Below are 20,118 nucleotides of genomic sequence, written 5' to 3'. Positions count from 1 at the left end.
AATTAATTTGAATGCTCTTTGTTGATTATACGACTTACACTATTTACTACAACTGGATTTATAAACAAAGTACCATCTAAATCTCGTAGCAATATTTTTACATTTACCAAACGTCTAATTGCAGATTTATAATCCACATCAAACGCATTTGAAGTCACACGCTTTAAGCCAAATTCAGTAATATTTCTAAAGATTAAAGCTTGTTTTAAAATGATGAGTTCTGGGTTTGTAAAAAAATCGGCAAATTCTAAATAAGACTCTTTAAACACTACTTTTTCATTTTCTTGAACAAAAGTGTTATACGTCCAAGATTGTAAACTGTCACCAAAATTAAAATGCTTTTGTTTAGCCATTTTAGCAGCTAAAAGCATTACTTTTTGAGGTGTAATAGGCTCTAATTTCTCATCTACTAATTCTCGATGAGCTGCACCATGTCGTAATAAAATAGCCTGTGAGATTTCATTTTTATCTGCTTGATTTAAATCTAATATATGACTAAACGCATTAGAGAAATTTAAACGCTGATCCAAATGCTCACGCATCATAATAGATGTAGAAATCATGACAAAAACATCGTCTGACTCTGTTTCAATAAAATGTATCAGCGAACGTATGTTACTCAATAAACTGTGCTCTTTATCTCTCCACAGCTCAATATCATCAATGATTAAAGCTGGCTTTGTACTTTCTATATTATTGTTTTTTACGTATTGTAATGCTTCCTTTAGGTCATAAGTCATCGTAAACTTTCTTCCGTCAATTGTTGCTGTACTATTTGGTTTTAAAATCACAGTATGTTTTCCAAAACGTTTTTTAGAACTATAATTTAAAAACGTACTGCGTCCTGAAAGGCGATCACCAACTACTAAAACAGATTTATTGAAACCACTTTGCCATTGATTTACAATAGTCTCTAACTTTTCTTCTTGACTTTGTCTTGAAACTAAAAACAGATCACCAATAAAATTTTTATTTAAGAATAATGTATCATAATGCTGGCTATCATCTTTATACATACGATGTGCAATACATTGCGTAGACACTTCTAAATTGGATAGCGATTCATAACTTTTTGATTTCTCATATCGAGAATTAAAAAATGACAAACCTTTATTCCATTTCTCTTTTACCGTTTTAAGTATTGTATTCCCTTCAATCGTTAATGACGAATTGAGAGGCACTTCTATAAATGGTATATTCTTAAAAACATTAGACACTAAAAGCTGCGTGTTGACTTCATCTTGCATTTTTTTAGCTATAGCTTTTGCTTTTAACTTCACGTCTTCAACATTGTCTTGCAAATGTAACAACGACGTTACAACATTATCAAAGTGATCATTAGACTCATTACTTTTTGTAAGTTGAATCGTATTTTTAAGATTAAGAAGGTTAATATTATAAAGACTTAATAAATTAGTCTCCAGCCCTTCTAAGTCCATAAAACCTGGAAGTATTTGATAATCAAACCATTTATTGGTGCGTTTATTAAAATCAATTTCCCTCATCATTATCAAGCCTTCTTGTGTCTTTATAGGTACTTCAATTTTTTTGAGATTTATAATTTGATTGTTAATCGCTTCAGAAAACGTTTCATGATTATTCTCTAAACTAAACTTTTGATTATCTAAACGATCTTCAACATGAACTAAAAACTCTTTAAAAGTCTCACTTTCTTTTGCCTTAATTGCTAAAAAATTTATGCTCTCAAATATTTTCTCCTGAAAAACATCATGTTTTTTATTGACATCTTCAACAACACTTTTTAATTTATTAAATGAGGTTACAGTATCAAGTAATGCTTTATTACGACTCTCAAGCATTTTTAATTGATCTTGAATCGTTTGAAATTGTGTTTTATAAATATCCCAAGGATCTTTTTGAAGTGACGTTATTTTGGATATTTTCTTTTGAAAGTTTTCGTCTTCACCATTTTGAGATTGTGCTTTCTGTAATGCAGTAATAAAACTCTCCAACGCATTTGTTATAAGTGTCTTTGAACTTAAAAAATGACTTTCCAAGTTTTCATTAGAAACCTGTTTATCAGCTTCATAAACATCTCCTTTAACTAATTCTAGAAACACATCACGATGTAAAATTGTGAGATCTTTAAATTGTGGAGATAATTCATAATGTATTATATATGCATCAACAGGTGCTAAATGATTTTCACCAATGTGATCTCCTAAAATCACAAATTCACTTACAAGTGCATTAAATTCTTTCGAAATTAATACTTTTAAAGCATGTCTGTTTTCAAGATTAGAAACAGATTCTGTATAGGACTTGCAGTACTTTTCAAAACTAATTAACGTATCTATTTTTGGTTCTTCTAACACATTATTATTTATTAATAAATATCCTTAAAAGGTAATAATTATTATCTGTATTTAGCCACTAATTTGTAAAAACTAAGCAAACCATTACTGTAAGTTTTATTTTTACAATACGTTAACTTAAAGTAGATGAACACATAAAAAAGCCAGCTCAAATGAGCTGGCTTCAACATAATTTGATAATATAATTATAGTTTTTTGAGGGCTACAATTGTATAAACTTCTACTTCATCTTCGTAGCCATCTTCATCTTTTTCTGTCTCAATTTCAGTAGTGTAAGTGACAGAAAATTTTGAACCTATTAATTTGTCTGTATTCAAATCAAAAGATTTCAATAATGATTCATCAATACGTTGAAGTGTCATTGTAAATTCATCTCCATCTTCACTTGTTTCAATAAAATTGTAACCATAGTCTTCATGGCCATCATAAACACCTTCAAAAGTTATTGTGTCTTGTAGTGTATTTGCAGCCGTTAGCACAAATAAAAATACACTCAATAAACCTGTAATTAAAACTGATTTTGTTTTCATTATAATAAAATTTAAGCGTTGAAAATTAATTTATTTTCTTCGGAAATTAGCCACTACAAGTCCGAGAGCGCTTTTAGTAATTTCATCTTATGAATTACACGTGGAATATTATATATACGTATTATACAGGTATTTAGATCAAATAAGTTTTGAAAAAATAAATTTTAAATTGAATTATTTACAGAAGAATTAAATGTAGTTTTGATTACTCCTCATCAAAATCCGGATCCTCTTCTCCAGGTTCTAAATTAGGATCTGTAACCGCATCTGGATCATCATCATCAAAATCTTCATAATCATCTTCGTCATAATTTTCCATTGTCATTTCGAGTTTAGTACTCACCTTGACTAAATACTTAGTGTCTTCTGTTATGACTTCTACTGCTTCTACAGTTTCATTCTTAGCGTTTCTAAATGAGATGACATTATCGTCATCATATCCATCAGGATACTTCTGCACTAATAGGGCTAAGATTTCTGGTGTTAACTTTTTAAAGTCAACAATTACACGTTTTAAATTTTGATCGTTACGTTTCATTATTTTAAATATAATAATTGGAGCTAATTGAGCCTAAATATACTATTTATTTTTCTACACGAATAACATCGTAAACATCTTTTCTTCGATCTTTCAAATTTTTGACAGCTCCAAACGAGTGTAATTCTCGTAACAAACTTATATCCACATCTGCAACCAATATCATTTCTGTATTTGTAGTTGCTTCTGCTTTTATACCATTACTAGGAAAAGAAAAATCACAAGGTGTGAATACAGCAGACTGTGCATATTGAATATCCATATTATTGACATTTGGCAAATTTCCGACGCTACCTGCAATAGCAACATAACATTCATTTTCTATAGCTCTTGCTTGTGCACATAAACGCACTCTAGAATATCCATTTTGAGTATCTGTTAAAAAAGGAATAAATAAAATATCCATACCTTCATCTGCTAAGAGTCTAGACAACTCAGGAAATTCTGAATCATAACAAATTAAGATTCCTATTTTCCCAGCATCAGTCTCAAACGTTTGTAGCTTATGTCCTCTCTGCATTCCCCAAATTTTTGCTTCATCTGGAGTGACGTGGATTTTCTCATAACGCTCTAAACTACCATCTCTACGACATAAATAACCTACATTAAATAACTTGTCATCAATAATTTCTGGCATACTTCCAGTAATAATATTGATATTATATGAGATTGATAATTGTTGCATTTTTTCAACAATAATCTTAGTGTATTTAGCTAATTCTCTAATTGCATCTGGCTCATGCATATGATTATACTTTGCCATTAATGGTGCATTAAAAAACTCTGGAAACAATGCAAAATCTGATCTATAAGCAGCAACACTATCTACAAAATATTCAACTTGCTGCATGAGTTCTTCTAAGCTATTGTATGTACGCATTTGCCATTGGATCAATCCTAATCTCACAATGGTTTTTACAGTACTCGCTTTTCTGCTCTTTTTGGTATAATAAATATTATCCCATTCCATTAAAACAGCATATTCATTAGATGCAGTATCACCTTCTAGGTATCCTTTTAAAACTCTCACAGGATGAAAGTCATTGGATATTTGAAAATTTAAAACGGGATCATGAATCTCTTTACGTTTCACTTTTTCAATATACTCTTTAGGTGTAAGACCTTTATGTTTATGGTAATTTGGCATTCTTCCTCCAAAAACGATACCTTTTAAGTTTAGGTTTTCACAAACTTCTTTTCTGTAATCGTACAAACGTCTTCCTAAACGAAGTCCTCTATATTCAGGTTTAATAAAAACATCAATTCCGTAGAGAACATCACCATCAGGATCATGATTTTTAAATGAATCTCCTGTAATAATATCTGCGTAAGTGTGATGATCATCAATTTTATCATAATCCACAATGAGAGATAAGGCACAACCTGCAATATTACCATCAATTTTAATGACGACTTGTCCCTCTGGAAACATCGTAGTTAAACGTTCTATGTGATGTTTTTTCCAATACGAATCTAAAACACCTCCATAAGACTCTAAGGTTGCTGATTTTAATTCCTCAAAATCATCAACCGTTAGATATTTTAATTCTATATTTTCAATTTTATGATCTTCCATTACATATCAAGTAGATAAGCAAAAATTAAAGGCGCAACTATTGTTGCATCACTTTCAATTATAAATTTTGGTGTATTAATATCTAGTTTTCCCCATGTAATTTTTTCATTAGGCACAGCTCCAGAATACGAACCATAACTTGTTGTAGAATCACTTATTTGGCAAAAATAGCTCCAAAATGGTGTGTCTGTACGTTCCATATCTTGATATAACATTGGTACAACACAGATTGGAAAATCACCAGCAATTCCTCCTCCAATTTGGAAGAAACCAATTCCTTTTTCAGAATTTGCTGTATACCAATCTGCCAAAAACGTCATGTATTCAATACCAGATTTCATGGTGCTCGCTTTCAATTCTCCTTTAAGCACGTAGCTTGCAAAAATGTTACCCATCGTACTGTCTTCCCAACCTGGACAAACAATAGGTAGGTTTTTTTCGGCAGCAGCATACATCCATGAGTCTTTTAAATCGATTTCATAGTGCTCTTCTAAAACTCCTGAAAGCAAAAGTTTATACATATATTCATGCGGAAGGTAACGTTCGCCTTTAGCTTCAGCATCCATCCATATTTTTACGATATGTTCTTGAATTCTTCTAAAAGCTTCTTCCTCAGGAATACAAGTATCTGTCACACGATTTAGTCCTTTTTCTAACAAATCCCATTCATCTTGAGGTGTCAAATCACGATAATTTGGCACACGCTTATAATGTGAATGTGCCACTAAATTCATGATATCTTCTTCTAAATTTGCTCCTGTACAAGAGATGATTTGAACTTTATCCTGACGAATCATTTCTGCAAAAATCTTGCCTAATTCCGCAGTACTCATAGCACCTGCAAGAGACACTAACATTTTAGCACCAGAATTTAATTGCTCCTCATACCCTTTTGCTGCATCAACCAAAGCTGCTGCATTAAAATGTAGATAATACTTTTCTATAAATTTTGAAATCTCTCCTTTATTAGTTGTCATCTTCGTTATCGTTAAATTTTGAAACCTTATTCGTGTTTCCTTTAGATTTATTAATAGTATTATCGAAATCGTCGTCTGCGTCTTCGTTTAAAAACTTATAAGTTAACATTTTATAATATAACTTTGCAGCAAGAAAATCAGACGATTTTTCTTTTGAGTTTGGACATAATTCAACAATATCAAAACCTACTACATTTTTCTCTTCAAATACTTGACGTAAAAACTCGATAGTCTCATACCAAAGTAATCCTCCAGGTTCTGGAGTTCCTGTTGATGGCATAATTGAAGGATCAAAAGCATCTAAATCAAAGGTGATGTATACATTATCTGTCATTTGATCTATAGCAGAATCCATCCAAGCGTCATCTTCTGCCATTTCATGAGCAAAATATGTTTTTTCTTTGTCCATTACAGTCGTTTCCATGACATCCATACTACGAATTCCAACTTGAATTAAATTAGTAGTTTGACTTGCTTCATAAACTGCACAAGCGTGATTACAAGTACTTCCATGATATTCTTTACGCAAATCTGCATGTGCATCAATTTGCAAAACAGTGAGATCATCAAAACATTCGTTAAATGCTCTGATTGTTCCAATTGAAATAGAATGTTCACCACCAAAAGTCGTTACAAACTTATTGCGTTTGATAAACTTTTTTGTAGTTTGATGAACTTCATCTACCATTTTTTCTGGTGATGAATTTTCAGTAATTGCATCAGCAAGATATACACCTTGTTTGTACACTTCTGTTTCAGTTTCGATGTCATATAACTCCATGTTTTCTGAAGCATTTAAAAATGCCTCAGGACCTTTATCTGATCCTTTTTGCCATGTACTTGTGCCATCGTAAGGCACTGGAATTAGTACAATTTTAGAACTGTCTAATTTAGAAAATTGCTCTTCTATTCCTGCGTAAGTTTTATTGTTCATTTTGGATTTTATTTGATTTTAAATGTAAAATGCAGTTCGTGATAATATAAATTGATCGTTTGATTAAATTACTTGAGATCACTCGTGTCATTGTAACCTAAAATTTTGAGTAAGTCTTCACTTTTTTGTTGTTCACTAAATAGTTTTGTTGTGATGTTTCCATCGTCATCCTTTTGTATTAAAATATGCTTTGGTGAAGGAATTAAGCAATGCTGCAAACCTCCAAATCCACCAATAGTTTCTTGATAAGCTCCAGTATTAAAAAAGCCTATATATAAAGGTTTCTCTTTATTATACTTCGGAAGATAAATAGCATTCATGTGTTGTTCACTATTATAATAATCATCGCTATCACATGTCAATCCTCCTAAAAGTACACGCTCGTAACTATCATACCAACGGTTAATTGGTAACATGATAAAACGCTTATTAATAGCCCAAGTATCTGGTAATGTTGTAATGAAAGATGAGTTAATCATGTTCCATTTTTCACGATCGTTTTGTTGCTTTTGATATAATATTTCATAAATCGCTCCTCCACTTTCACCAACTGTAAAACTTCCAAACTCTGTAAAAATATTTGGAACATCTACTTCTTCATCTTCACATACAGTCTTAATTTGATTCACAATTTCATCAACCATATACTCATAATCATAGTCATAAACCAATGAGTTTTTGATTGGAAATCCACCACCAATATTTAAACTATTTAATGTTGGACAAATCTTTTTTAAACTCGTGTAAACCTTCAGACATTTGTTAAGTTCATTCCAGTAATATGCATTATCACGAATACCAGTATTGATAAAAAAGTGTAGCATTTTAAGTTCTACTTTTTTATTATTCTGAATTTGGTTCTTGTAAAAAGGAACAATATTCTTGTAACCAATTCCTAATCTAGATGTATAAAATTCAAATTTTGGCTCTTCTTCAGAAGCTATTCTAATCCCAACATTAAATTTTCCTTTTATTTCTTCGGAAAGCAATTCAATCTCCTCATAATTATCAATAATAGGTATCGCATTCTTGTGACCATTATTAATAAGTCTCGCTATATTTGTTACGTATTGCGCACGTTTAAATCCGTTGCTAATTACAAACGTGTTATCTGTAATCTTACCTTCAGCTTTTAAACGCTCAACGATATCTATATCAAAAGCTGAAGACGTTTCAATATGAATCTCATTAGTCAAAGCTTCATCTAAAACATGTTTAAAATGCGAGCTTTTTGTACAGTAACAATAGTTGTATTCACCTTTATAATTATTCTTTTTAATAGCATCTGCAAACCATTTTTTTGCACGATTGATGTTGTTAGAAATTTGAGGTAAATAGGTAAATTTTAGAGGTGTTCCATATTCTTCAACCAACTTCATAAGGTTGATATCATGAAACTCTAATGTTTTGTTTTCGAGTTTAAATTCATCTTGAGGAAAATCAAAAGTTTGATTTACCAAGTCTATATATTTAGTATTCATTGTAATATTTAAAAAAGTTAAATGTAAATGATGAAGAATAACATAGTGTTAAGCCATCAAAAAATTAATATCAAGATAATGACATAAAATCACTTTGACATCAAAAAAACTAAAATAAAGGAATAATCAAACCTGCAATTGAGGATGAGTCGTAGGAATGAATCCAAACAAATGTTGGCTCATAAAAATGTAGTAAGCGGAAGTTAGCTCTAAAATTTGGTTACTTAATCTATAAGCTGCTTTTGAATATGACTTCCTGATGTTCAAAAACCCAAACGTATAAACATTGTTCAATTTGTTCAGCTATGTGCTTTGCTCTTGAGAATACTTATTCTCAAAAAGCGATGCAAATGTAATTTATTTTTTGACACACAAAACTTTTTTGAGTTTTTTTTTAACTATAATTTTGAGTCTATTTATTTTTTAATCTTTAATTTTATAATTCCCTCATTTAAAAGGGGTTTTCACTAAGTCAGTAGCGTTGTTAACTCATTCTAGCTAGTGAAATCATTAGTGAATACCTAAATTTGATGTAAACAAAACACATATAATTATGAAAACACAAACCATTAAAAAAATCACAATGCTATTTGGTATTATGATGTTCACTGCATTATTTTCTAGTACAATTTATGCGCAAAATAAAGATGTTACTACAGCGGCTGTTGCAGATCAGGAATTAACCGTTAAAGGAAAAGTGACTGATGAAAAAGGACCATTGCTAGGTGTTAACGTTGTACTTAAAGGCAGTAAGATTGGAGTTATTACAGATAAAAATGGAGAATTCACATTTCCGAAGTCATTAAGTTCTGGTGATGTATTAGTATTTAGTTACTTAGGTTATGAAAAACAAGACATAAAAATTGATGCAAAAACAACCTACATTAATTTGTTAATGTCATCTGATCTTATTGAAATGATGGGAGCGCCAAGTAGTGAAAAACCATTTAAATCTAAGCGCTCAAATTAAGAGTTCAATTTACTTATCATTACAAAAAATGAGATATCTATTGCTCTTCATGGTTGCATTTCAATCTCATGCTCAAATATCTGATTTTGATCATATTAATTTTTCAAAAGCAGATTTAAATGCATCGATGTGCAAAAATGAAGGGCTAGATAACATGCCTAAACTTGTTTATAATCTCACATCAAACTTAGATACTGATGTTGAACGTTTTAGAGCAATCTACTTATGGGTTTGCCATAATATTGCAAATGATTACACTCTTTATCTAAAAAATAAGCGTAAAAGAAGTAAGTTTCAAAATGATAGTATCAAGCTCAAAGCTTGGAATGATCGATTTAAAAAGGATGTATTTAGAAAACTTTTAAAACAGGAAAAAACCATTTGTACTGGCTACGCTTATATTGTACAAGAACTTGCCAAATTAGCTAATTTAGATTGTGAGATTGTTCATGGATATGGAAGGACGAGTATGACTAATATTGACAAACTTGATCCACCAAACCACTCTTGGAATGCCATAAAACTGAATGAAAAATGGTATCTCTGTGATCCAACTTGGGCAAGTGGAATTCCAGAACCTGACACCAATATTTTTAGATTTGATTATAACGATGGGTACTTTTTATCTCATCCTGAATTGTTTATTATTAATCACTTTCCGCAGGACCAAAAATGGACACTTTTAGAAAACGAAACCCATACTTTTGATGAGTTTCTCGCTGCACCAATCCTTTATGGTAAAGCATATACTAACTTGAAAGCACATGATACACCAAAACTTATGCATCATTCATTACATAAAAATGAAATAATAAAATTTAAATATCAACTCCAAAATAATATTGATGTAGAAAGTGTTCGTTTTTTAATAGACAATGGTTATACGAATAAAAAAACAGCTCCAAATTCTGTAAACATTGAAGAACATTCTCTTATTTTAGAACATCAATTTGAGTCTAATGGGTTTTATGATGTGCATCTCTATATTGGAGATGATTTGATTTCTACCTATACCTTTAAAGTAAAAGGATAGCCACAATTGTTACATCATTTGTAAAGTGTTCACTTCTTGTGTTGTCAAATGTTTCCAGTGACCACGAGGTAAATCTTTTTTGGTTAACTGACCTATTTGAACACAATCTACACGTACAATTTCATATTTTAGATGATCAAAAATAGTATGTAAAATAGAATTCCCTGTGTTTTTAATTTTGAGTCCTATTAGAGTTTTAGGAGCTCCATCAATGTAACTAATTTCTTCAACAGCTATTAGTTTACCCATTGGCTTAATTCCTTCTTGAATTTTTTTGAAATCCTCATATTTCAAATCTTTATCTAATTCAATTTCAAACAATCTAGAGACACCTGTTTTAGAATTTGTGAATTTTTTAGCTACCACATCATCATTAGTGAATAGCAATAATCCAGTAGAACCTCTACCTAATCTTCCTATCGGTTTTATACGAGCTGTTGTAGAATTAGCAACAAGATCCATAACTGTTTTACCTTTACTCTCACTTGTTGTAGTAGCAAAACCTTTAGGCTTGTTTAATAATACATATGTTTTTTTCTCTGGATTTATACGAGCACCATCAAAACGAACATCATCCTCAAATTTCACTTTGTAACCCATTTCGTTAATGACTTTTCCATTAACTGTGACACTACCAACTGCAATATGCATATCTGCATCTCTACGAGAACACACACCAGAATTTGCTATGTATTTATTTAATCTAATTTCGTCTGTATTAGAAATTCTCTTTGGCATAGCTGGTTTAGCTGGCGTAGATACTTTTTTCTTAGCAGGAGCTTTTTCACGAGCAACACTTTCCTTTTTTGCTTCATCGCGTCTTTTACCTGACTTTTTGTTTTTAGGCTTGCTACTTGATTTTCCGTTACGTCCTTGTCTGCTCATGATGTGATAATTTTGCGCAAAGGTACTATTTTAGTTCATACTAATCACTTATTTTAATTGTAGATTGACGTTGACGATTAACACTTAATTGCGTGACGTCTGGTCTAGAATAGTGACCAACAGGATCAAAATTTTGGCGTTCTTCTAATACACGATTAAAATCTAAGGTATGATATATTAGTCCTTCTTTATGCAATACAGGTTCTACAACCCATTCTCCATCTGGTCCAGCAATACAACTTCCGCCATTTGCTAAAACTTTAGGCGCTTTTTCTAATATTTTATCGATGTGTGGTGTGTTCTTCGGAAAATCTTCCGCAGACATTAAACTCGACACCGAAATCACATAAGAGCGTGATTCTCTAGCAATAAACCGTGTAATATCCTTTGTATTATGATCACTTCCTGGCCATACAGCTATATGTAGATTTTCACCTAGACCATAAAGTGCTGCTCTTGGTAAAGGCATCCAATTTTCCCAACAATTGAGTCCGCCAACTGTAAAATCTTTAAGCGGATGAACCTGTAAACCATTACCATCTCCAGGAGACCATGTTAAACGTTCATCATAGGTTGGTTGCAATTTTCTGTGTACAGATTGAATAATTCCTTCTCGATTAATATAAACTAATGACGCATATACACTGTGACCTCCTCGATCTATTGGACGCTCAATAACACCTAAATAAATGGCCATTTTATATTGTTTTGACAATTTACAAATAGCATCTAAATCTCCCTTTTCTATCGTGATTGAGTTTTTCACATAATGCGCATGCAACTCTTTATTGACTTTTGTATCCCACTCTGCTCCTCCTGTTAAAGCTAACCAAAATGGATAACCAGGCACTAAACCTTCACCAAAAACAATAAGTTCTACGTTTTCTTCGGAAGCTTCTTTTATAGAGTGTTCTACTTTTTTAAGTGTTTCTGTTTTATGTAACCAAACTGGTGATATTTGAGCTAGTGCAACTTTGAGTTTATGATTCATTTTTTAGATTCGGTTTAAAACGACATTAACATTAATGAGAACAATAGAAAACACACCTGCTACAATGATAAATTTTAAGATATTATGCAGAATTAAATAGTGGGTTTTGGTTTTCGATTTCCAAAGTAATAGTAGAAAAATAAGCAATAAAATTACAGAGAGATAGAAAAACAAATACATGTGTCCTACATCATAATGATTTAGTAACAAATACAAAGGAATACCAGTTAAGAAGATGAGAACCGTAAGCATAATTTTTGAAGCTTTTTCTCCATAAATGATTGGTATCGTCTTATAATTAAGTAGCAAATCGCCTTTTATATTCTCTAAATCTTTTGTCAATTCTCGCATGGATACGATTAAAAACAAGAAAATTGCATGTATAAAAATGACGTGTTCAAAGTTTTTGTAATATAAAAATATGGCAAAGAATGGTAATATTGTTAGTATAGCTGAAGTGAGATTTCCTATAAATGGAAGCTTTTTAAGTTTGTGTGAATAAAACCAAATTAAAAAGATATAAAGCGAGAAAAACAGCACTGCATTAAACGACACATAACTCGCCATCACAACTGCAGTAAAATTAAGTACAAAATAAAATGACAACTTTGTGTTTTGACTTATCAATCTATCCAATTTAGACTTGTTAGGACGATTGATTAAATCTTTTTCAGAATCATAAAAATTATTAATGATATATCCAGCAGCTATTGTTGAAGCAGATGATAGAACGAGCATCAACAAATTTAGATCGAAAAGCACGGACTTTAAAGGCTTATCATGAGCTAAAATGTATATTGAAGTCAAATATTGAGCAATTACAATTACAAGAATATTGTAACCGCGAACGACAGAAAACATGCTAAAAAACTTTAGCAATATATGTTTTTGTCTACGTGAAAACATAAATGAAAATTTAGAAGTTGTAAACCACTTCTAATTTGTAATCTTTAAGAGATAGCTTGGCTGTTTCTATATCTTCAGTAAATCCTAAGATATAACCTCCACCTCCAGAACCACAAAGTTTAAGATAGTATTCATTGGTATCGATTCCTTTTTTCCAAAGTTCATGAAATTGATGAGGAATCATTGGTTTAAAGTGATTTAGTACCACTTTAGATAATTGTTTTGTGTTTTTGAAAAGTGATTTCACATCACCTTTTAAGAAATCGTCCACACAAGCATCAGTATGCTTTATAAATTGATCTTTAAGCATACTTCTAAATCCTTCTTGCTTCATGTTTTCCATGAAAATACGAACCATTGGAGCAGTCTCTCCTATAATACCAGAATCTAATAAAAACACAGCACCTTTACCATCTGTTTGTTGGGCAGGAATTCCAGTAGCTTCAATATTATCTTGCGAATTGATTAAAATTGGAATACTTAAATAACTGTTTAAAGGGTCTAATCCAGACGATTTTCCGTGGAAAAATGATTCCATTTCAGAAAAAACCACTTTCAGCTTTAATAATTTCTCTCTCGTTAAATTCTCTAAAACAGTAATCTTATCATGAGCATATTTATCGTAAATAGCTGCTACCAAAGCACCACTACTACCAACACCATAACCTTGAGGAATTGAAGAATCAAAATACATACCTGCTTTTACATCACTCGCTAAAGTCTCTATATCAAAAGTCACCAATTCTGCATCAATATCTCTTAGATAAGATACATAGCGACTTAAACTTTCATTAGATGTTATAGCCTCTTGAGACGGATTTTCATCAGTTTTCAAAGCACCATTGTAAAAGTTATAAGGGATAGACAAACCTTTAGAATCTTTTATGATTCCGTATTCACCAAAGAGTAAGATTTTAGAGTAAAATAGTGGTCCTTTCATATGTTTTGGGCAATTCCTTTAACAAATATACGTATTATAATTGTATTTGGTTCGCGCCAAAGCCAATTTGGTCGCTAATATAATGTTCGTTTTGACAATAGGCAACTAATTCATTTTTAATGAACTCCATGACACTTTCTCTTTCATTTTCAGGATATAAAACATGAACATTAGCTCCTGCATCTAAGGTAAAACAGATTTTAGAATTGGTTTTAGTTCTATAAGTCCAAATTTTATTGATAATTTCTAATGTATTTGGTTTCATCAAAATAAAGTAAGGCATGCTTGTCATCATCATTGCATGGAGGGTCAGTGCTTCACTTTCAACAATTTTAATAAAAGCGTCTAAATCTCCTGTTTTAAAAATAGAAATGAGTTTAGACATATTCTCATGAGCTTGCTCAAAACGTCTCGCAGCAAAAGGATGATTATGCATTAAATCATGACCAACAGTACTACTTACTTGCTTTTCGCCTTTATCAACTAGAAGAATTGTGTCTTGATAATTCTTAAAATTTTCATGAACGTCATGTGGATATTTAATTCCGAAGAGATCAGAACTACCATCAATGTCTTTGTGAGTTCCCCAAACAACGAGATCCCCTTCAATACTTCTACAAGCACTACCTGAACCTAAGCGTGCTAAAAATGATGCTTTTTGGTTGAAATGTTCTTGAGATTCTTCGCTATCGCTCTGAATGACACTCAACTCTTTTTCAACACTCATCAAACACAAAGCTAAAGCACTCATACCAGAAGCAGACGATGCAATACCAGAACTATGCGGAAATGTATTTGAAGTCTCAATCTTAAAATGATAGTTTTTTAAAAACGGTAGATACGCTTCAATACGCTTAAAAAAAGTTTCAATTTTTGGTTTAAAATCGTCTTTTTTATCACCATCTAGATATACATCAAAAGAAAAATCATTTAAATTTTCTTTTTTAGAATAACTTAAAGTTGTTGTTGTTTTGCAATTATCTAGTGTAAAACTAATAGATGGGTTTTCAGGGATTTGATCTTTCTTTTTTCCCCAATATTTAACAAGGGCTATATTACTAGGTGATGACCATGTAAAACTTCCGTTTTCTATACTATTTTTATATGGTTTGGGAATAAAATTGCGTTCTGTCATATCATCTAATCAAACGACAAAGATAATAACTTTACCATTGTTTTATAATTTCTAGATGTCGCTTTTACATTTAGCTTTTTTTCAAATACATTCATATTAAATTTAGAATTTCCGTAACCAATAGAAGAGTAAAAATAAATGCAGTCGTTGAGTATTTGATATTCTTCATTAACATAAGTTATTGTCTTAACCTCATCAATAAGTTCTGCCTCAGGAATGTCACTCAGCATTACAAAATAGCTGTTTTCTTTTTTCTCTTCGGAAAACGGACAAGCATCAAAAATTCGCTTTAATTCAGCTCTAGTTTTTGCAATAACCGGAACATCAAATCCAAAGTGTGATTGGATTGTTTGTTTTACTTTAGATTCTACTTTTGAATTTTCTTCCGAAGCATTTAAAATAATATTACCACTTTGTATGTAAGTTTTCACATCTTGAAAACCAACTTTAGCAAGTAATTCACGAAGCTCAGACATTTGAACTTTTTTATGTCCTCCAACATTGATTCCTCTAATGAGTATTATAAATTTAATCATCTTTTATAAATCTTTATATATTTCAAAGTAAGAATATTCTTGTAATTAAATTTCAAATTGCACTATTTATCACGTTATGAGGATTAAAACGCTAAGATTTTAAAAAAAGTTGTAAATTCGCCAATTCCCAAATCCCTGAACACCTACGATTTATGCAAGTTTCTAAAAGAAAACACACCTTTGTCTTTTTTTTATTTTTTCTATCTATACATCTTCAAACTTTTTCTCAAGCGGAAAACAAAGAAGAGCAATCAATTTGCACATTTAGTAGCGAGTACTTAGACCGACTTATTAAAAATGATAGTCTTTATGAAGCTACACTTCTTTTGAACGAATCATTATCATTTGCTAAAAACAATAATCTGAAAGATTCTGAAGCTAAAACCTATTACAACCTAGGTAATGTTTTAGCTGAAATGGGAAATTACAAAAATGCTGAGGATTATTATTATAAAGCTTTTTCAATTTTTGACTCTCTACAATTACATAAAGATAAAGATCTTGTCTTATCAAGTCTCACTACAGCATATGCTAATGGTAAATACTATAAAAAATTTGATAGTATTTATCCAATTGCACAAAAACAATCTACCAAGCTTAATAGTGAGCTTCAATTTGTAAATCTTGAAAACAAAATTAAAAAACATTATTATCATTTTGAAAATGATAGTCTTTTAAAAGCGACTCAATTTGCGCTTTCAAAATTAGATACTACGAACTTTAACGAACTAAATTACTCGAAAAATTATAGCTCTTCAATTAATAAAGAACGTTTAAAAACTTATTATAGATATCACAATGCGATAGCAATAATGAAATTAAATAATTTTGAAAAAAAAGGTTATGACCTTTTTTTTACAATAGATGAAAGTGATCTCGATAAGGCATTATCTAAAGAGAAAGATAAATTTCGAAAACTAGCATCATTTAATTATTATAAGTTTCTTTACTTTCAAAATATTGAAAAAAACTTAGATTCTGCTGTCTATTATTTATTAAAATCTGACACCTATAAATACGAAGCTCTCAAAACTCACGAAAACAGAAACAAAAAAAACGGTGAACTTATTTATAAAATAATCAATACAGAGCAACAATTACAACTCACAGAAAAAACACAAAAAAATCAAGCGCAAAGGTCTAAAATATTACTAATATCGACTATTATAGTAAGTTTCATTTTATTATTATCACTTCTTATTTTCTATTTTTATTACAAGGCTAGAAAAAATATTACTAAAATTAATAGTGAATTAAAAAACACTAACAATAAGCTTATTGAAATTGACAAAGAACGTTTAGAATTCTTTTCAGTCTTAAGTCACGAACTTAGAACTCCAATCTATGGTATAAGCGGTTTAGCAACACTTATAAAACAAGAGCAAGATACTGAGAAAAAACAATCCTATTTAAACTCATTAATTTCTTCAAGTAATTACATATCTATACTTATTGATAATGTTTTACAGGCAACCAAACTACGGTTTGAAGACAAAAACCTTCGCTTAAAGCCTGATAAAATGAATAATCTAATAAAAAATGTAACTAGTAGCGTAGCAATAGCAGCAAGAAATAAAGGACTGAAATTCTATACAGACATACAAGATTCTGAAGAGGATGAGTACATTTTGATTGACAAAGTAGCATTTAGTCAAATACTTATCAATCTGGCATATAACGGTATAAGATACACTAAAGAAGGCCACGTCTCAATTATTGTAAAAGAAAAAAACAGAACAAAAGACAATGTCACTCTTTTATTTGAAATTAAAGATACAGGTATTGGTATTGAAGAGTCACATCGTTCAATAGTTTTTAATGCATTTGAAAATAAAACATTTTTAGACCAAAATAGTCGTGGTTCTGGATTAGGTCTTTATATTGTTAAAACATTATTGAAAAGTCATAATACAGATATAGATTTCACCTCTACTAAAGGCATAGGATCAACTTTCTTTTTTGATGCTACCTTTAAAATCGTGAAAAATCATACTGAGGATTCTAAAACTCCCATTTCTCAAGAAAACACAGAAGCACATATTCTTATAGTTGATGACAATAAAATCAACTTGCTTGTAACCAAAAAGAACATTGAAAGAATTGAAGGTCATAGTTGCGAAACCACATCTAATGGTCGTCAAAGTATTTCTATTGTAAAAGAAAATAATTTTGATCTCGTCTTAATGGATATAAATATGCCAGACATGGATGGTTTTGAAGTTACTAAACACATAAGAATGTTTAATCCTAACATTCCTATTTTAGCATTGACCGCTTTAAATTCTTCTGAAATTGAAGAAAAAGCGCATCAAGCAGGCATTAATCAGGTGATTACGAAACCTTATAATTTTGACGAATTCAAAGATATTATTTTGTCCTATACTAATGTTGCGCATTCTCTTTAGACATTTCTAATGCAGCAATATAAGCACCAGACCAAGCATTCTGAAAATTAAATCCGCCAGTTATAGCATCAATATTTAGGATTTCACCTGCAAAATATAAGTTTTCATGAAGTCTACTTTCAAAGGTTTTAAAGTTTACTTCTTTTAAGTTAACACCTCCTGCTGTAACAAATTCTTCTTTAAAAGTACTTTTTCCAATGACATGAAATACAGCTTGAGTAAGTTGAGAAGCTAATTCTTCTAATTGCGATTTATTAAGATCAGCCCAACGTGTTTCGTTTGTAATTTGCGATGCTAAAACCAGTTTTTGCCATAAGCGTTTTGGTAATTCAAACTGCGCAGATTTAAGCACTGTTTTCTTAGCTAAATCTTGTTTGAGGTTTTTTAATTGCTCAATACAATCATCATAAGATTGCTTTATAAAATTGACTTCAATTTCGAAATCATAATTGCGTTTAGCCAATTCTATGGCTCCAAAAGCAGAGAGCTTTAAAATTGCTGGAGCACTCATACCAACATGAGTAATAAGTAATGGACCTTCGCTCCATAAATCTGTATCAACCACTTTAACCTCTACATTTAAAGCCACAACACCTGGAATATCTTTGATGCGTTCATCTTTAATATCAAACGTAAATAAGGATGGTACAGGTTGAGAAATGGTATGACCTAAATCTTCTAAGAGCTTCCATATTTTAGGATTACTTCCGGTTGCCATCATTAGTTTATTTGTAGAAAAATCACCTTGAGAAGTTTCTAAGTTCCATTTCGTTTCTAAATGTTTTATCGATTTTAAAGCGTGATTATATAAAATGTCAACGTCAAACTTTTGAGCTTCATTTAAAAAGCAATCTATGATAGTTTGTGAGCTATCTGTAATAGGAAACATTCTGCCATCCTCTTCAATCTTTAGTTCTACTCCTCTATCTTCAAACCATTGTATGGTATCACCTGTCATAAACTGATGAAAAGGTCCTAATAATTCTTTTTCACCTCTTGGATAGTTGAGCACTAATTCTGAAGGAATAAATTCTGCATGCGTAACATTACAACGTCCACCTCCAGATATTTTCACTTTCTGCAAGCCTTCTTTTCCACGCTCTAGAATAGCAACTTTTAATTTTGGGTTGAATTCTGCAATATTGATTGCAGCAAAAAAGCCAGCAGCTCCTCCTCCAACTATAATGACGTCATATATTTTCATAATCGTTCTGGATTATCACTAATTATTGCATCTACGTTATAATCTGCCATACGTTTAATTGCTTCTATCCCATTGACTGTCCAAGTGAACACTTTATATCCAGAGTCTTGAATCAATTTCACACTGTCAGCATTTAGTAAATTATAATCTGGATGTATACTATAAGCATTAATTGTTTGAGCAAAAGTTAATGCTTCTTCAATATTTGACTCAGTCAATACTCCTAAACGCACATTTTTATTTATTGTATAGAAAGACTCTAATTCTTGAAAGTCAAAACTAGAAATTAAAAACTGATTGATGTACCAATTGGGTGAATTTAAATATTGAGTAATAATTTTTGAAGTTTCTAATGCAGTGTCTTTACCTTTAAGCTCAATGTTAAGTAAACATTTACCATTTATATAATCTAAAACTTCTACAAGTGTTGGGATTTCAAATTGCTTTGCAACCTTTAAATTTTTCAATTCTAGTAATGTATAATTTGAGATTTCACCGTGACTATTAGTTAGACGATCAAGATTAAAATCATGAAATACTACTATTTCTCCCGATGCACACTTATGCACATCTATTTCAATACCATCAACACCTAATTGGAGTGCTTTTTCGATGGAAGCAATGGTATTTTCGGGAACATGAGCTTTTGCACCTCGATGTCCTATTTTAAGTGGTTTTGACATAGCACTGTAAAAGTATCAAATTCAAACTTACATGTCTAAAAAAAGCTAGAATTATAGA

At 31.0% G+C, this 20,118-nt stretch carries 18 protein-coding genes; 3 read left to right on the top strand and 15 right to left on the bottom strand.

Annotated elements, in window-relative coordinates:
- Nucleotides 1-2 precede the first annotated feature (2 nt).
- From WNY78_RS01945 to WNY78_RS01915, 7 genes are all read right to left on the bottom strand, one after another.
- A complete protein-coding gene (locus WNY78_RS01945; protein ID WP_342871491.1) occupies nucleotides 3-2,336 on the bottom strand; it encodes a hypothetical protein in 2,334 nt (777 codons plus the stop codon).
- 185 nt (nucleotides 2,337-2,521) lie between these two features.
- Nucleotides 2,522-2,866: a hypothetical protein gene (locus WNY78_RS01940; RefSeq protein ID WP_342871490.1), complete on the bottom strand. Its 345-nt coding sequence runs from the start codon at nucleotides 2,864-2,866 to the stop codon at nucleotides 2,522-2,524.
- Between the two features lie 205 nt (nucleotides 2,867-3,071).
- A complete protein-coding gene (locus tag WNY78_RS01935) occupies nucleotides 3,072-3,404 on the bottom strand; it encodes a hypothetical protein (RefSeq protein WP_342871489.1) in 333 nt (110 codons plus the stop codon).
- Between the two features lie 46 nt (nucleotides 3,405-3,450).
- Nucleotides 3,451-4,980 carry a bifunctional GNAT family N-acetyltransferase/carbon-nitrogen hydrolase family protein gene (locus WNY78_RS01930; RefSeq protein WP_342871488.1) on the bottom strand — a complete coding sequence of 510 codons (1,530 nt, stop codon included), beginning with the start codon at nucleotides 4,978-4,980 and terminating at the stop codon, nucleotides 3,451-3,453.
- Nucleotides 4,980-5,957 carry a deoxyhypusine synthase family protein gene (locus WNY78_RS01925; RefSeq protein ID WP_342871487.1) on the bottom strand — a complete coding sequence of 326 codons (978 nt, stop codon included), beginning with the start codon at nucleotides 5,955-5,957 and terminating at the stop codon, nucleotides 4,980-4,982. Before WNY78_RS01925 ends, WNY78_RS01930 begins: the two co-directional genes overlap by 1 nt.
- Nucleotides 5,947-6,891: an agmatinase gene (speB, locus tag WNY78_RS01920; RefSeq protein WP_342871486.1), complete on the bottom strand. Its 945-nt coding sequence runs from the start codon at nucleotides 6,889-6,891 to the stop codon at nucleotides 5,947-5,949. Before speB ends, WNY78_RS01925 begins: the two co-directional genes overlap by 11 nt.
- Before the next feature lie 68 nt (nucleotides 6,892-6,959).
- Nucleotides 6,960-8,372, bottom strand: a complete 1,413-nt coding sequence (locus WNY78_RS01915) for an arginine decarboxylase (RefSeq protein ID WP_342871485.1) — start codon at nucleotides 8,370-8,372, stop codon at nucleotides 6,960-6,962.
- Nucleotides 8,373-8,925: 553 nt separating this feature from the next.
- On the opposite strand from WNY78_RS01915, the gene WNY78_RS01910 reads away from it, so the two are divergent.
- Both WNY78_RS01910 and WNY78_RS01905 read left to right on the top strand, forming a co-directional pair.
- On the top strand, nucleotides 8,926-9,342 hold the full coding sequence (locus WNY78_RS01910) for a carboxypeptidase-like regulatory domain-containing protein (RefSeq protein ID WP_342871484.1): 417 nt from the start codon (nucleotides 8,926-8,928) through the stop codon (nucleotides 9,340-9,342).
- Between the two features lie 28 nt (nucleotides 9,343-9,370).
- Nucleotides 9,371-10,375: a transglutaminase domain-containing protein gene (locus WNY78_RS01905; RefSeq protein WP_342871483.1), complete on the top strand. Its 1,005-nt coding sequence runs from the start codon at nucleotides 9,371-9,373 to the stop codon at nucleotides 10,373-10,375.
- Nucleotides 10,376-10,384: 9 nt separating this feature from the next.
- On the opposite strand, the gene WNY78_RS01900 is transcribed toward WNY78_RS01905, so the two are convergent.
- The 6 genes from WNY78_RS01900 to WNY78_RS01875 are packed head-to-tail and all read right to left on the bottom strand — an operon-like array spanning nucleotide 10,385 to nucleotide 15,768.
- Nucleotides 10,385-11,260 (bottom strand): pseudouridine synthase, encoded by an 876-nt coding sequence (locus tag WNY78_RS01900; protein ID WP_342871482.1) that lies wholly within the window; start codon nucleotides 11,258-11,260, stop codon nucleotides 10,385-10,387.
- A 40-nt stretch (nucleotides 11,261-11,300) separates the two neighbouring features.
- Nucleotides 11,301-12,251 carry a carbon-nitrogen hydrolase family protein gene (locus WNY78_RS01895; RefSeq protein WP_342871481.1) on the bottom strand — a complete coding sequence of 317 codons (951 nt, stop codon included), beginning with the start codon at nucleotides 12,249-12,251 and terminating at the stop codon, nucleotides 11,301-11,303.
- 3 nt (nucleotides 12,252-12,254) lie between these two features.
- On the bottom strand, nucleotides 12,255-13,157 hold the full coding sequence (locus WNY78_RS01890) for a geranylgeranylglycerol-phosphate geranylgeranyltransferase (protein ID WP_342871480.1): 903 nt from the start codon (nucleotides 13,155-13,157) through the stop codon (nucleotides 12,255-12,257).
- A 10-nt stretch (nucleotides 13,158-13,167) separates the two neighbouring features.
- Nucleotides 13,168-14,097: a mevalonate kinase gene (locus WNY78_RS01885; RefSeq protein WP_342871479.1), complete on the bottom strand. Its 930-nt coding sequence runs from the start codon at nucleotides 14,095-14,097 to the stop codon at nucleotides 13,168-13,170.
- Between the two features lie 34 nt (nucleotides 14,098-14,131).
- A complete protein-coding gene (locus tag WNY78_RS01880) occupies nucleotides 14,132-15,232 on the bottom strand; it encodes a diphosphomevalonate decarboxylase (protein ID WP_342871478.1) in 1,101 nt (366 codons plus the stop codon).
- Between the two features lie 5 nt (nucleotides 15,233-15,237).
- A complete protein-coding gene (locus WNY78_RS01875; protein WP_342871477.1) occupies nucleotides 15,238-15,768 on the bottom strand; it encodes a DUF1697 domain-containing protein in 531 nt (176 codons plus the stop codon).
- 152 nt (nucleotides 15,769-15,920) lie between these two features.
- On the opposite strand from WNY78_RS01875, the gene WNY78_RS01870 reads away from it, so the two are divergent.
- The gene (locus WNY78_RS01870) at nucleotides 15,921-18,173 is read left to right on the top strand and encodes a response regulator (RefSeq protein ID WP_342871476.1); all 2,253 of its coding nucleotides are present in this window, start codon (nucleotides 15,921-15,923) and stop codon (nucleotides 18,171-18,173) included.
- On the opposite strand, the gene WNY78_RS01865 is transcribed toward WNY78_RS01870, so the two are convergent.
- Together WNY78_RS01865 and WNY78_RS01860 are read right to left on the bottom strand one after the other, a co-directional pair.
- Complete coding sequence (locus WNY78_RS01865) at nucleotides 18,151-19,377, bottom strand: NAD(P)/FAD-dependent oxidoreductase (protein WP_342871475.1); 1,227 nt, start codon at nucleotides 19,375-19,377, stop codon at nucleotides 18,151-18,153. The two genes, WNY78_RS01870 and WNY78_RS01865, sit on opposite strands and share 23 nt — an antisense overlap.
- Nucleotides 19,374-20,060: a glycerophosphodiester phosphodiesterase family protein gene (locus WNY78_RS01860; protein WP_342871474.1), complete on the bottom strand. Its 687-nt coding sequence runs from the start codon at nucleotides 20,058-20,060 to the stop codon at nucleotides 19,374-19,376. The genes WNY78_RS01865 and WNY78_RS01860 overlap by 4 nt, the downstream gene beginning before the upstream one ends.
- Nucleotides 20,061-20,118: the final 58 nt, after the last annotated feature.

This window comes from Psychroserpens sp. AS72, from assembly GCF_038900375.1.
Taxonomy (GTDB): Bacteria; Bacteroidota; Bacteroidia; order Flavobacteriales; family Flavobacteriaceae; genus Psychroserpens.
Note: the sequence above shows the minus strand (reverse complement) of the source record. Positions and strands in the feature narration are given on the sequence as shown.